General features: G+C 66.8%; 12 protein-coding genes. 7 read left to right on the top strand and 5 right to left on the bottom strand.

From position 1 onward, the window contains the following. Together RM96_RS34270 and RM96_RS34265 are read right to left on the bottom strand one after the other, a co-directional pair. On the bottom strand, positions 1 to 344 hold a 344-nt coding region (locus tag RM96_RS34270), incomplete at its 3' end, for an NAD-dependent epimerase/dehydratase family protein (RefSeq protein WP_039016202.1). Positions 345 to 399: 55 nt separating this feature from the next. Continuing rightward, a complete protein-coding gene (locus RM96_RS34265; RefSeq protein ID WP_039016201.1) occupies positions 400 to 2163 on the bottom strand; it encodes a glycosyltransferase family 39 protein in 1764 nt (587 codons plus the stop codon). A gap of 312 nt (positions 2164 to 2475) precedes the next feature. Between RM96_RS34265 and RM96_RS34260 the strand changes: the two genes are divergently transcribed. Both RM96_RS34260 and RM96_RS34255 read left to right on the top strand, forming a co-directional pair. Then, the gene (locus RM96_RS34260; protein ID WP_039016200.1) at positions 2476 to 3147 is read left to right on the top strand and encodes a response regulator; all 672 of its coding nucleotides are present in this window, start codon (positions 2476 to 2478) and stop codon (positions 3145 to 3147) included. Beyond that, positions 3144 to 4520 (top strand): ATP-binding protein, encoded by a 1377-nt coding sequence (locus tag RM96_RS34255; protein ID WP_039016199.1) that lies wholly within the window; start codon positions 3144 to 3146, stop codon positions 4518 to 4520. The genes RM96_RS34260 and RM96_RS34255 overlap by 4 nt, the downstream gene beginning before the upstream one ends. A 69-nt stretch (positions 4521 to 4589) precedes the next feature. Here RM96_RS34255 and RM96_RS34250 read toward each other — a convergent pair whose 3' ends face one another. Beyond that, positions 4590 to 6944: a Tex family protein gene (locus RM96_RS34250; RefSeq protein WP_039016198.1), complete on the bottom strand. Its 2355-nt coding sequence runs from the start codon at positions 6942 to 6944 to the stop codon at positions 4590 to 4592. 153 nt (positions 6945 to 7097) lie between these two features. Between RM96_RS34250 and RM96_RS34245 the strand changes: the two genes are divergently transcribed. The 3 genes from RM96_RS34245 (at position 7098) to RM96_RS34235 (ending at position 10438) form a co-directional block, all read left to right on the top strand. Beyond that, complete coding sequence (locus tag RM96_RS34245; protein WP_039016197.1) at positions 7098 to 7961, top strand: hypothetical protein; 864 nt, start codon at positions 7098 to 7100, stop codon at positions 7959 to 7961. A gap of 35 nt (positions 7962 to 7996) precedes the next feature. Then, the gene (locus RM96_RS34240; RefSeq protein ID WP_039016196.1) at positions 7997 to 8200 is read left to right on the top strand and encodes a DUF465 domain-containing protein; all 204 of its coding nucleotides are present in this window, start codon (positions 7997 to 7999) and stop codon (positions 8198 to 8200) included. Between the two features lie 84 nt (positions 8201 to 8284). Continuing rightward, positions 8285 to 10438, top strand: a complete 2154-nt coding sequence (locus tag RM96_RS34235) for an ATP-dependent DNA helicase (RefSeq protein ID WP_152624269.1) — start codon at positions 8285 to 8287, stop codon at positions 10436 to 10438. A gap of 91 nt (positions 10439 to 10529) precedes the next feature. On the opposite strand, the gene RM96_RS34230 is transcribed toward RM96_RS34235, so the two are convergent. After that, on the bottom strand, positions 10530 to 11360 hold the full coding sequence (locus tag RM96_RS34230; protein ID WP_082016838.1) for an outer membrane protein assembly factor BamD: 831 nt from the start codon (positions 11358 to 11360) through the stop codon (positions 10530 to 10532). A gap of 16 nt (positions 11361 to 11376) precedes the next feature. Between RM96_RS34230 and RM96_RS34225 the strand changes: the two genes are divergently transcribed. Together RM96_RS34225 and pgeF are read left to right on the top strand one after the other, a co-directional pair. Further along, positions 11377 to 12597 carry an RluA family pseudouridine synthase gene (locus RM96_RS34225; protein WP_039016211.1) on the top strand — a complete coding sequence of 407 codons (1221 nt, stop codon included), beginning with the start codon at positions 11377 to 11379 and terminating at the stop codon, positions 12595 to 12597. Next, positions 12581 to 13384 (top strand): peptidoglycan editing factor PgeF, encoded by an 804-nt coding sequence (gene pgeF / locus RM96_RS34220; protein ID WP_039016194.1) that lies wholly within the window; start codon positions 12581 to 12583, stop codon positions 13382 to 13384. Before RM96_RS34225 ends, pgeF begins: the two co-directional genes overlap by 17 nt. A gap of 28 nt (positions 13385 to 13412) precedes the next feature. Here the strand turns inward: pgeF and RM96_RS34215 are convergent, their stop codons facing one another. Further along, positions 13413 to 13667 carry a hypothetical protein gene (locus RM96_RS34215; protein WP_039016210.1) on the bottom strand — a complete coding sequence of 85 codons (255 nt, stop codon included), beginning with the start codon at positions 13665 to 13667 and terminating at the stop codon, positions 13413 to 13415. Between the last annotated feature and the right edge of the window lie 341 nt (positions 13668 to 14008).

The raw sequence follows: 14008 nt of genomic DNA, 5'->3' as shown, positions 1-14008 counted from the left end.
AGGTGCTTGCCGTACTTCACGGCGGCGCGCACGATCGGCAGGTTGGCTTCGAAGTCCAGCTCGAACACGCGCAGCGGCTGGCGCACGTAGGTGGCGGGGGTGGCGATGGCCACTAGCGGCAGCACCACGTCGCACTTGCGGATGTTGTACTCGATCCACTCCTTGTTGATGGTGATGTCACCTTCGAAGAAGTGCATGCGCGGGTGGTCGACGAGGTCACCGAGGCGGTCCGACGACATGTCCATGCCATAGACTTCCCACGGCGTGGTTTCGAGAATGCGGCGCGTCAGGTGGTGGCCGATGAAGCCGTTGACGCCAAGAATGAGGACTTTCTTGCCTTGCATGTAGTTAAGCGTTTGCGTGGGAAAAAGCGGGATGACCGCGAGATTGGGTAGGCGCTCAGGGTTCCCGGGCGGCGGCGTCAAGCGGGAAGTTGGCCACTGCTACGCGCCGCCAGTCGCGCGCGATCACCTGCATCGGCAGGCGGTCGCGCAGTTCGTCATAGGTGCGCGGCGACATGATTGCCACGGCGTGCGGGCCGTTCTGCCATGCGGCGATGAAGGCATCGGTCGTCGGCAGCCATTTCTGCGGCTCCTGCCCGGCACCGAAAGCCAGTTCGTCCGTGCCTTCGACCATCACCAGCGGATGGTGCAGGTAGAAGGGCAGCGTGTGGTCGAGCAGGCGTACGCCATACAGCGGCATGTCGGGGCGCAGCACACGCGCAATCGGCGCAATCATGTCGATGCCAGAAGACGAGCGGCCGATGGTTTCGTGTCCCATCAGCGCGACCGGGAACGCCACGAACATGCCCAGGCCATAGACGGTGATGCTCGTCAGCAGCCCGCGCCGCGGCAGCAGCCAGCGCGCAAGCAGCGAGGCGCCTGCCATCAGCGCGAATGCCGCCGCGGCCCAGATCGCATAGGCACGGTAGAGCGCGTTCGGCGTGTTGTTCGAATCCAGCGTGGCGACGACAGGGCTGGCCAGCAGGCCGATCACGCCGATGGCGAGGCCCGCCATCAGTTGGCGGCGCCAGCTGCGTTCATCGATGTGCTCCAGCGCCACGCCGGCCAGTATCGCCAGCGCGGGGAAGATCGGCACGATATAGCCCGGCAGCTTGGAGCCCGACAGGCTGAAGAAGACAAAGATGGCGATGGCCCAGATCGCGGCCAGCATGGCTGGCTGGAACGGGCGTGCCGCGTTGTCGTTGTCCACCCCGGCCCGCTCGCGCACCACCTGCCACATGCGCGGGAAGAGGCCGAGCCATGGCAGGAAACCGCCCACCAGCAGCGGTATGAAGTACCACAGCGGCCCTTTGCGCGAATGCACCGTGGAGGTATAGCGTTGCCAGTGCTCGTGGATGAAGAAGAAACGCAGGAATTCGGGATTGCGCTCCGATACCAGCCAGAACCACGGCACCGTTACTAGCAGCATCAGCGCGACGCCGGCCAGCAGATGCAGCCGCCGCCACAGGCCGAAGTCGCGCGTGACCAGGGTATAGACCACCAGCACCAGTCCGGGCAGCGCCAGGCCGACCAGGCCCTTGGTCAGCACGGCCACGCCCATCGCCACCCAGCAGGCCAGCATCCAGTTGCGGCGCGCGGCCGGAGTCGCCTCGGGGTGCTGGGCCAGCAGCATGAAGGCCAGCACGCAGGCCATGACCCCGGAGAGGGTCATGTCGATCGTATTGAAGTGCCCGGCGATGTTCCACATCGGCGCGGACACCAGCACCAGGCCGGTCAGCAGCGCGGCGCGGGCGCCGAACCAGCGGTGGGCCGCGAGCATCGAGGCGAGCACGCCGATGATGCCGGACAGCGCCACGCACAGCCGGGTCTGCCAGTCGCCGATGCCGAAGACGGTATAGGACAATGCCGTCACCCACATATGGAAGGGCGGCTTCTCGAAGTACTTCAGGGCGTTGTAGCGGATGGTCACCCAGTCGCCGCTGGCGAACATCTCGCGGGCGATTTCGCCATAGCGGCCCTCGTCCGGGCCGAGCAGGTGCCTCACGCCGAGCGTGCCGAACCAGAACAGCAGCACCATCACGGCGATGGCAGCCACCAGGGCCACGGGCACGCCGGCAACGCGATCGCTGCCAGTCGGACGGGCAGGGTGAGCTGGGCGGACAGTTTGCTCGCCGACTAGGCGATGGTGTCGTTGCGGCATGGCAGGTTGGCAGGGAAGCGGGAAAAGGAAGCCGGGGTTCTGGCGGCGGCGTATGGCGGATGATCGCAGCAATCGGAGTGCGCTGGAAGCACTCCCTGGCCGGGCGCCCGCCGCAGCACATCAGGGCGGCCGGGGCGGCCATCGCGGTAAGCTGCGGTACGTACTCGCGCGCGAGGGCGAGTACTCGCGCGCGAGGGCGAGGGCGAGGGCGGAGAATAGGCGACAAATCTTAATGGCACATTAAGATTCGAGGCGCTATCGCGGTGGCGCAGCAAAAATGTGGCACAAACGACACATTAATCAAGTTATCGAATGAGAATCCTTATCGTTGAAGACGATCCCATGCTTGGCGACGGCCTGCTGCGCGGCCTTCAGCTGCTGGGTTATGCGGTTGACTGGTTCGCAACCGGCGCGGAAGCCGAACATGCGCTCGGCGTGGTCCACTACGACGCCGTCGTGCTGGATCTCGGCCTGCCGGGCGAAGATGGCATGGCCCTGCTGTCGCGCTGGCGCCAGCAGGGCTGCCAGCTTCCGGTCATCGTGCTCACGGCGCGCGATGCCATCGAAAGCCGCATCAGCGGTCTCGACGCGGGCGCGGACGACTATCTGGTCAAGCCGATCGCCCTCGACGAACTCGCCGCACGCCTGCGCGCCATCACGCGCCGCGCCGCCGGCATTTCCGCGCCGGTCTGGAAGCATGGCGCGCTCGAGTTTCACCCGGCTGGCCGGCAGGCCTACTGGCACGGCAAGCCGGTGGAGCTCACCGGCCGCGAGGCGGTGCTGCTGGAGCTGTTGCTGGCGCATCCGAACCGCCTGCTGACGCGCGATTTCCTGCGCGACAAGCTCTATGACTGGCAATCCGGCATGGAGAGCAACACGCTGGAAGTGCATATCCACCACCTGCGCCGCAAGATCCATCCGAAGATCGTCCGCACCTTCCGCGGTGCCGGCTACACCCTTGGCGCCGCCGAGGACTGCGTATGACGCTGCAGCGCCGGCTGATCCTGGCCGTCCTGATCGCAGCGCCGGTCGTGTGGATACTGACCATCGGCACGACCTATATCCGGGCGCGGCATGAGATCAATGAGCTGTACGACACCGACATGGTCCGGATGGCGCTGCAGATGCATGCCATCGTGCCGCTGGTCGACGTGTCGGCCGCGCCGTCGCGCGCGAAGCTGCCCGTGGTGGAACAGGGCGACCAGGGCGACGCTGGCCTGGGCGACATGGCGATCGCCGCATGGCTGCCGGACGGCACGCCGATGCACATTGATCCGGATGGCGACATCCTGCCCAGGTCAGAGGGCGCCAAGGGTTTCACCGATATCGAGATCGACAGCAAGCCGTGGCGGCTCTATTACCTGGATGATGATGCGACGGGGTGGCGTGTCTGCGTCGGGCAGCAGATCGGCGAGCGCAACGAGCTGATCCTTTCCTACATCGCCGCACAGGTTCTGCCGTGGGCAGCCGGCCTGCCGGTCCTGATCGGGCTGCTGATCTGGTTTATGCGCCGTGCGCTGGCGCCGGTCCGCACGCTGTCCGCGGAGATCGAGCATCGCCTGCCGGATGATCCCGCGCCACTGAGCCTCGCTTCGGTGCCGGGCGAACTGGTGCCGCTGGTCAATGCCATGAACCTGCTGCTGGCGCGTGTGTCGGATTCGATCGAGCACGAGCGGCGGTTGACCGCGGACGCCGCCCACGAGATGCGCACGCCGCTGGCGGCGCTGAAAGCACAGTGGGAAATTGCCCAGCGCTCGGCAGACGAAGGCGAGCGCGCCCGGGCTCGCGCCAACGTGGAATCGGGCATCGACCGGATTGGCCGGCTGGTGTCGCAGCTGCTGACAATGAGCCGCCTCGAGGATGCCTCGGCGCTGTCGTCACGCGAAGACGCCAACTGGCAGCATATTGCGCAGCAGGCCCTGTCCGACTGCCTGGCGCTGGCGCAACGCAAGCACGTTGACGTGGAGCTGATCTGGCCGCCGGAAGGGGGGGCGCCGCTCGCTGTTGCCGGCGATCCGAACCTGCTGGGCCTGATGCTGAGGAACCTGCTGGACAACGCCATCCGCTACAGCCCGGCCGAGGCCATGGTCACGGTGGATTTCCGGGCTGACTGCATCCTTATCCGAGACCAGGGGCCGGGCGTCGCGCCCGACGTGCTGGCGCGCCTGGGCGATCGCTTCTTCCGCGGCGCAGGTGCGCGTGAGCAGGGGCACGGGCTGGGGATTTCGATCGCGCAGCGCGTGGCGCGGCTGCATGGACTGGCAATCGTTTTTGCCAACCGGACAGAGGGAGGCGGGCCCGGCTTGTCGGTGAGGATCGGGCGTTGCACGCCGGCCGTTGCCGGCACATCGGCGTAGTACCGCATCGGATAGCAAAAAGCCCCGCACGGCTGTGTCGTGCGGGGCTTTTCTCCGGCTATTGCCGCTTTACCGCTTGAGCTTGGCAAACGCCGCAGCCATCGCGCCGGCCGGCTCGGCTTCGCGGCGATTGCCGCCACTGAAGCCCTTGCCGCCGCTGCGCTGGCCGCGGTCGTTGCGATCGCCGCCTGCCGGACGGGCCGAGGTCTGGCCGGGCTCGTCATCCAGGCGCATGCTCAGGCCGATGCGGTTGCGCTTGACGTCGACTTCCATCACCTTGACCTTGACGATCTGGCCGGCCTTGACCACCTCGTGCGCGTCCTTGACGAACTTGGTCGACAGCGCGGAAATGTGGACCAGGCCGTCCTGGTGCACGCCGATATCGACAAACGCACCGAAGGCGGCAACGTTGGTGACCACGCCTTCCAGCACCATGCCGGGCTGCAGGTCCCTCACGTCTTCCACGCCTTCCTGGAACGTCGCCGTCTTGAACTCGGGACGCGGGTCGCGGCCCGGCTTTTCCAGTTCGGACAGGATGTCGCGCACGGTCGGCAAACCAAAGGACTCGTCGGTGAACTGCGCCGGCGACAGGCCGCGCAGCGCCTCGCGGTTGCCCATCACATCGGGCAGGCCCTTCTTGATATGGTCGAGGATGCGCTTGACCACGGGATAGGCTTCCGGGTGGACCGAAGAACGATCCAGCGGATTGTCGCCGTCGTTGATGCGCAGGAAGCCCGCAGCTTGCTCGAACGTCTTGTCGCCCAGGCGCGGCACTTTCTTGAGCATGTCGCGGTTGGCAAACGCGCCGTTGGCATCGCGGAACTCGACGATATTGCGCGCCAGCACCGAGTTCAGGCCCGACACGCGCGCCAGCAGCGGCGCCGAGGCGGTGTTGACGTCCACGCCCACCGCGTTCACGCAGTCTTCCACCACCGCGTCCAGCGCTCGCGCCAGCTCGCGCTGGTTGACGTCGTGCTGGTACTGGCCGACGCCGATCGACTTGGGATCGATCTTGACCAGTTCCGCCAGCGGATCCTGCAGCCGGCGCGCGATCGACACCGCGCCACGCAGCGACACGTCCAGGTCCGGGAATTCCTTGGCGGCCAGCTCCGAGGCGGAGTAGACCGAGGCGCCCGCTTCGCTGACGACGATCTTGGTCAGCTTCAGCTCGGGCATCTGCTTCATCAGGTCCTGCACCAGCTTGTCGGTCTCGCGGCTGGCGGTGCCGTTGCCGATCGAGACCAGCGCCACGTTGTGCTGCTTGGCCAGCCTTGCCAGCGTGGCCAGCGAGCCGTTCCAGTCGCGGCGCGGCTCGTGCGGATAGATGGTAGCGGTGTCCAGCAGCTTGCCGGTGCTGTCCACCACGGCAATCTTGCAGCCGGTACGGATGCCGGGGTCGACGCCCATCACCGACTTGGCGCCGGCCGGCGCGGCCAGCAGCAGTTCATGCAGGTTGCGGCCGAACACCTTGATGGCTTCGTTCTCGGCGGTCTCGCGCAGCTGCGTCAGCAGTTCGGTTTCCAGGTGCGGCTGCACCTTGACGCGCCAGCACCAGCGGCAGACGTCGCCCAGCCACTTGTCGGCCGGGCGGTTCAGGTTCTGGATACCCACGTGGCGGGCGATCATGCCTTCGCACGGGTGCGGCACCATGGCGTCCTGTTCCTCGCCCAGGCCCAGCTTGACCATCAGCACGCCCGCATTGCGGCCGCGGAACAGCGCTAGCGCGCGGTGCGACGGCACGGTGCGGATGGTTTCGCTGTACTGGTAGTAATCGCGGAACTTCTCTTCCTCGGCGGTTTCCTTGCCTTCCATTACGGTCGACGCCACCACGCCGTTGTTCCACAGGTGCTCGCGCAGCTTGCCCAGCAGTTCGGCGGTCTCGCCGAACTGTTCGGAGAGAATGTCGCGCGCGCCGTCCAACGCGGCCTTGACGTCGGGCACGCCGCCGTCGGCGGTCGGATTGCCGTTGACGTACTTGGCGGCTTCAGCTTGCGGGTCCAGCGTGGGGTCGGCCAGCAGCGCCTGGGCCAGCGGCTCCAGGCCGCATTCGCGGGCGATCTGGGCACGGGTGCGGCGCTTGGGCTTGTAGGGCAGGTAGAGGTCTTCCAGCGCCTGCTTGGTCTCGGCGCCCTCGATGGCGGTACGCAGCTCGGGCGTGAGCTTGCCCTGTTCCTCGATCGACGCCAGGATGGCCGCGCGGCGGTCTTCCATGTCGCGCAGGTACAGCAGGCGCTCTTCCAGGTTGCGCAGCTGGGTGTCGTCCAGGTTGCCGGTCACTTCCTTGCGGTAGCGGGCAATAAAGGGAACCGTGGCACCCTCGTCGAGCAGTCCCACGGCCGCCGCCACCTGGCGGGGTTGGACAGACAGTTCGGCCGCGATGAGCGACACAATCTTTTGCGAGACGGAAGCGGGCAGGTTGGACATCTGTCAAACGGTCAGTCGAAAGCGGGGCATTTTGCCACAAGCGCGGTGACGATCCCGTAACCATCACGCCATGTGCCGCACACGTTTCGCGCGAGGTGTTGCGCGATAGCGGGAGCGCGGGGCGGAATACGGCCCGGATGCTAGAATTCGGCCATGATCGTCAAGCCCCATCCGGCCGCCGTCGAGGCCACTTTGCTGGCCGCCCCCGTAGCGGCATTCCCGGCCATGTCTCCTGTCGCGAACCTGTCGATGTTCCCCTCGCTCCGTCCTGGCCGGGTGGCCGTGCGCGCACGCCGCGCATTGCCGGCTGCCGCGATCCTGCTGGTAGCCGCCTGGGCGGCTCTGGCTCCGGTCCGCGAGAGTCATGCACAGGCTTCGGTGCCGGCGGCCGCTGCCCTGGCGCCAGACGCTGGCGCGCCGCGCGACTTCGCGGCTGAGCGCAAGGCCATCGGAGATTCGCGTGCATGGACCAATTACCGCTTCGCCACGGCCGAGCGTGCCTGCTACGACAAGTTCTTCGTCAACAGCTGCATCGACAAGGCCAAGGAAGTCCAGCGCGAGGAGCTTGCGGTGCTGCGCAAGCGCGAACTGGAGGTCGGCGAGGCCGAGCGTGCCCATCGCGCCGCCGAGCGCGATCGCGAGCAGGCCCTGCGCAACGCCGAGTACGAGGCCGGCCAGCCGCAGCGCAGCGCCAACGAGAAGGCCAGCCGCGCGGCCTTCGACAAGAAGCAGCAGGATCAGCAACTGCGCGACGCCCAGCGCCAGGCCGACGCACCCAACCGGGCCGCCAACGCCCAGGCCTATGAGAAGAAACAGTCGGACTTCGATGCGCGCATGAAGGAAGCGCAGGAGAAGGGCGCCGAACAGGCGCGGCAGCGGCAGGAGAACGCGAAGGCGTTCGAGGCCAAGCAGCGCGAAGCCGCACAGCGCCAGAAGGAGCTGGACGAACGGCGCGCCAGGGCCAAGGAACAGCAGCAGGGCGGCGGGGCTTCTGCGCCGCGCCCCTTCGGGTTCTGAGCGGGCGGCACGGCCGGCATCTGCGGGGAGACGATATGGACGACAACCTGAATACCCTGGAGCGGCAGATCATGGAACTGCAGATCGAGCACCGCGACCTGGACTACCTGATCGACCGCCTGGCCATGGACGCCGGGCACGACGAGTTGCAGCTCAAGCGCCTGAAGAAGCGCCGGCTCAAGCTCAAGGACGCCATCACGCTGTTGCAGCTGCAGCTCGAACCCGACGTTCCCGCCTGATCCTCCTCCTGACCCAATCCACCCGCCGCGCATGCCGTGCATGTTGCGGCGGGGCACCTGAGCAACCCCCCGACTTTGTCCGACCTGTCCGATCCTACCGACCTGCCCGAGCCGTCAGCCACCACCGACGCGCCGGACGAAGCCATTGTGCCGGCATCGCCCGCCAGCAGCGCAGCGGAGCACGCCGCGCAACTGGCGACCATCTTTGCCGACACAGGCACGCTGGCGCAGGCCATTCCCGGCTACCGGCCGCGCGGGTCGCAACAGCAGATGGCCGAGGCCGTGGCGGGGGCGATCGAGCAGAGCCAGTCCGTCATCGTCGAGGCCGGCACCGGCACCGGCAAGACCTACGCTTACCTGGTGCCGGCAATGCTGTGGGGCGGCAAGGTAATCTTGTCCACCGGCACCAAGAACCTGCAGGACCAGCTGTACCTGCGCGACATTCCAACCGTGCGCCATGCGCTGAATGTGCCGATCTCGGTGGCATTGCTGAAGGGGCGCGCCAACTACGTCTGCCACTATCACCTGGAGCGCGCGCAGGCCAACGGCCGGCTCGCCTCGCGCCAGGATGCGGCGTGGCTGCGCGAGATTGCGCGCTTTGCCAAGGAGACCGCTTCCGGCGACAAGGCGGAGCTGGCCGCGGTGCCCGAGAATGCGCCGGTATGGCAGATGGTTACCTCGACGCGCGACAATTGCCTGGGCTCGGAGTGTCCCAACTACAAGGAATGCTTCGTCATGCGGGCCCGCAAGGAAGCCCAGCAGGCGGACGTGGTGGTGGTCAACCACCATCTGTTCTTTGCCGATGTGGTGCTGCGCGACACCGGCATGGCGGAACTGCTTCCCGCCGCCAATACGGTGATCTTCGACGAAGCGCACCAGTTGCCGGAAACCGCGACGCTGTTCTTCGGCGAGACCCTGTCGACCAGCCAGCTGCTGGAAATCGCCCGTGACACGGTGGCCGAAGGCCTCTCACATGCACGCGATGCCGTGGACTGGGTGCAGCTGGCTGCGCCCCTGGAACGCGCCACGCGCGACCTGCGGCTGGCGTTCAGCAAGGACAACGTACGCCTTGCGCTTGGCCAGATCGAGGCCGATGCGCGGATGTCCGAGCCCTTCTTCGAGACGCTGGATGCGCTGGACGCAGCGCTGTCCGAGTTCGTCGGGATGCTCGAGAGCCAGGCCGAGCGTGCCGAGTCGCTGCAGCAATGCCATCGCCGCGCGCTGGAGCTGGCGAACCGCCTTTCCGCGTGGCGCGACGAAGGCAAGGCAGCGCCGGCGGCGCCCACGGGCGACGGCGATGCCGTTGCCGCGCCGGCAGGGCCCGAGACCGTGCGCTGGGTCGAGGTTTTTTCGCATACCGTGCAGCTGCACCGCACGCCGCTCTCGATCGCGCCGATCTTCTCGCGCCAGCGCGAGGGGCAGCCGCGTGCGTGGGTCTTTACCTCGGCCACGTTGTCGGTAAAAGGGAACTTCACCCACTACGCGGCGCAGCTCGGCCTCGACAAGGACCGCTCGCTGACGCTGCCCAGCCCGTTCGACTACGCAAAGCAGGGGCTGCTGTACGTGCCGCGCGACATGCCGCCGCCGCAATCGCCGCAGTTCACCGATGCGGTGGTGGCTGCCGCGCTGCCGCTGATCGAGGCCGCGGGCGGGCGCACGTTCCTGCTGTGCACGACGCTGCGCGCCGTGCAGCGTGCCTCGGACCTGCTGTATGACGCATTTGCAGAACGCGGGCTGAACCTGCCGCTGCTGGTGCAGGGGCAGGCCAGCCGTACCGAGCTGCTCGACCGCTTCCGTGAGCTGGGCAACGCCGTGCTGGTCGGCAGCCAGAGCTTCTGGGAAGGCGTGGACGTGCGCGGCGAGGCGCTGTCGCTGGTCATCATCGACAAGCTGCCGTTCGCGCCGCCCGACGACCCGGTGCTGGCTGCGCGCATGGAGGTACTGCAGAAGAAGGGCCTGAGCCCGTTCGCCGTGCACCAGCTGCCGCATGCCGTGATCACGCTGAAGCAGGGCGCCGGGCGGTTGATCCGCTCGGAATCGGATCGCGGCGTGCTGGCCATCTGCGACACGCGCCTGGTCGAGAAGCCCTACGGCCGCCAGATCTGGCAGAGCCTGCCGCCGTTCACCCGCACGCGCGAGGCGCAGACGGTGGTGCGCTTCCTGGAGTCGTTGCGCGGCGTGGAGGAGAGCGGCGTGGCAATGGGGCAGGCCGACACTGCTGGGGCCCAGGAAGACTAAGGCCCGCGGAAGCGGTTGCGGCCATGGAAAAACGGGACGGTCTCTTCGACACGTCCCGTTTTCTATTGATGCGGCTGAGTGTTGGCCAGGCTCAGAACACTTCCCACCAGGCCTTGTCCTTCTTCCGCTCGCCGTACTTGATGAAGTCGCTGTTCGGATAGTTGCGCTCCATCACGCGGGCGGTATCGTCGCGCAGGTCCTTCATGCCGAGCGAATCGTACGAGCGGATCATGATGTACAGCGCTTCCTCGTTCGCCGGCGCGCCGTCATAGTCCTTGAGCGCCTGCTGCGCGCGGTTGACCGCGGCCAGGTAGGCGCCGCGCTTGTAGTAGTAGCGCGCGGCGTGCACTTCGTGCTGCGCCAGCGAGTTGACGATGTACTGCATGCGCGCGGCGGCGTCAGGCGTGTACTTGCTGTCCGGGTACTTGGTGATCAGCGTGTTGAACGAGTCATACGCGGCGCGGGCGGCCTTGGGGTCGCGCTCGCTCAGGTCCTGGCCGGAAAAGCGGCCAAGCCAGCCCAGGTTGTCGTTGAAGTTGATCAGGCCCTTGAGGTAGTAGGCGTAATCGATGTTCGGGTGGTTCGGGTGGAGCTGGATGAAGCGGTCCACCGCGGCCAGCGCGGCAGCCGTCTCGCCATCCTTGTAGCTGGCGTAGGCGGTGTCGATCTGCGCCTGCTGGGCGTAGCGGCCAAAGGGATAGCGGCCCTCGAGCTTCTCGTACAGCTTGACGGCGCGCGTAAAGTCGCCGCCATCGAGCGCATCCTTGGCTTCCGAATATAATTTGTTGGCCGACCAGCCGGCAGTTTCGTCGGGCTGGTCTGCGAGCAGGCCGCATGCCGACAGCATGACGCAGCCGCCTGCGAGCAGAATCGCTCCAAATCTCGCGCGCAAGCTTGCGCGTTTCATGCTCAGCAATTGCATGGGCAACGTATCCCGGATGAAGAAAAATAGCGTCAAGCATTATAGCCCAAGCCCTCAGGCCGAAACCGGCATTGGGGGGCTCCCGCCCGAACGCGTGCGCGCAGCGGCCTCCGTGGCCGAATCGGAGGCACTCCAAGACTTTGCCGGCGAGGCTCAGGCCGCACCCGCCGATCCCTCCGCAATCACCCTTTCGCTCGAAGTCGACAGCGCCGCACACGGCGAACGTCTCGATAAATTGCTTGCCCGCCACTTCAGCGAATTTTCGCGCAGCCGCATCCAGCAATGGATCGAAAGCGGCGCGGTACGCGTAAACGGAGAAGTGCGCCGCCCGCGCGATGCCGTGCAGATGGGCAACCTGATCGAGGTGAAGCCGCAGGCCGCGCCGGAATCGCAGGCATTTTCGCCGGAGGACGTGCCGCTCGACATCGTCTACCAAGATGCCACGCTGCTGGTGATCAACAAGCCCGCCGGGCTGGTGGTGCATCCGGCGGCGGGCAACTGGAGCGGTACCGTGCTCAACGGGCTGCTCCATCGCTTCCCGGAGTCCGCGGCACTGCCGCGCGCGGGCATCGTGCATCGGCTCGACAAGGAAACCTCGGGCCTGATGGTGGTGGCGCGCACGCTGACTGCGCAGACCGACCTGGTGCGGCAGCTGCAGGCCCGTACCGTCAAGCGGACCTATATCGCGCTGGTTTGGGGCCACACCTATGAAGAAGGCACCATCGACGCCCCCATCGGCCGCGATCCGCGCGAGCGCACGCGCATGGCCATTGTCCATACCAACAGCGGCAAGCCCTCGCGCACGCATTTCCGCACGCTTGCCACGGTGCCGCTCGGACGCGGCTTTGTGTCGATGGTGATGTGCCAGCTCGAGACCGGGCGCACGCACCAGATCCGCGTGCATTTCGAATCGATCGGCCATCCGCTGGTGGGCGATCCGGTCTATTTCCGTGCCACGCAGCGCGGGCAGCGCCCGGCCATCCGCGTGCCACTGCCGGTGCCATTCACGCGCCAGGCGCTGCATGCCTACAAGCTTGGCCTGGTGCACCCGGTCACCGGCAGGGCTATTTCGTGGAAGGCGCAGCCGCCGGAGGACCTGCAGGCACTGATCGATGCACTCGACCTCGAAAGCGCCGCCGAGGCCCATGAGGACGAAGCCTGGGAGGAAGTCTGGGAAGGCGGCGAGGACGGCGAGGCAGGCTGGGACGAGGACGACGAGGATGACGATGACGCGTGATCCGTCGTGGCTGGTGCCCGACTGGCCGGCCCCGGCCCGCGTGCGCGCGCTGGCGACCACCCGGCAGGGCGGCGTCAGCAGTGGCCCGTACGGGCTGGCTGACGGCAGCAAGGGTGGCCTGAACCTGGGTACGCATGTCGGCGATGTTCCGGGCGACGTGGCAACGAACCGTGCCCGGCTTGCCGCCTGCCTGCCGGCGATGCCGCTGTGGCTGGAGCAGGTGCACGGCTGCGCGGTCGCCACGGTGGACCACATTGCGGCGCCACGGGAAGCCGTGCCGCAGGCCGATGCCAGCCTCGCGGTGACACCGGGCCTGGTTTGCGCGGTGATGACGGCCGATTGCCTGCCGGTACTGCTGTGCGATACCGCCGGGACTGTCGTCGGCGCGGCGCATGCGGGCTGGCGAGGCCTTTGCGGCGGCGTGGTCGAAGCCACGCTCGCGCGCATGCAGGCAGCGTCAGGCAATGCCAGCGCGCGCTGGCTGGCCTGGCTGGGTCCGGCAATCGGGCCGGAGGCCTTCGAGGTCGGCGCCGAAGTGCGCGAGGCATTCCTCGCGCAGGCCCGGCCCGGAGAGGAGCCTGCAATCGAGGCCGCCTTCCGCGCCGGTGCGCCGGGCAAGTACATGGCTGACCTCTATGCGCTGGCACGCACGCGGCTGGGCCGCGCCGGCTGCACCGACGTCTATGGCGGCGATACCTGCACCGTGGCCGATGCCCGGCGCTTCTACTCGTATCGACGTGACGGCGTGACCGGCCGCATGGCCAGCCTGATCTGGCTCGACGCCTGACAGTGTTCCAGACTTGGCCGGCGGCGACTCAGTCTTTGCCGGCGCCGCCCGCTTTGCTACTTTCCTTTCCCGCTTCCTTCCCTTCCTCTTTTGCCGCCTGTTCCGTGCGCGCTTCCTCGGCCTTGCGCCGCTGGCGCCGCCCGGGCGTTCCCATGATGTAGAGCACGATGGATACCGGCGCGACGCCATAGAGCAGGAACGTCGCAACGCCGGCCACAATGTTCGTTTCGGTGATCGCCATCATCAGCGCCACATAGATCCAGCCGATGGCAACGATGTACATCAGAATTTCATCCTTCTCGTATAAGGTGCTGCACTGGCCATCGGCGACCTCGCGCCATACCGCGGGGTAGGTTTTGGAGTGGGTGCAGGCGAGGCGGTATTCCGCATTGACAGCGCGCGCATTGCAAGGCAACAATGGCCTCGAATGTCTCGGAATCCTCGCAGATTCCTTGGTTTTTGCCGGCAAGCATACCGCATGACGCTGCCAGCCGAAGCGTCGGTGCGGGCCGGTGGGAGGACGCTATCCAAATGACTGGATAGTGATGCATTTGACTGTACTGGTGTGTCCGGTAGTCGGGCTGAAGTCGCCAGAGTCATTTGGATAGCGTCATCCAGATGCAT

It is taken from the genome of Cupriavidus sp. IDO (assembly GCF_000812465.1).
Classification (GTDB): Bacteria; Pseudomonadota; Gammaproteobacteria; order Burkholderiales; family Burkholderiaceae; genus Cupriavidus.
Note: the sequence above shows the minus strand (reverse complement) of the source record. Positions and strands in the feature narration are given on the sequence as shown.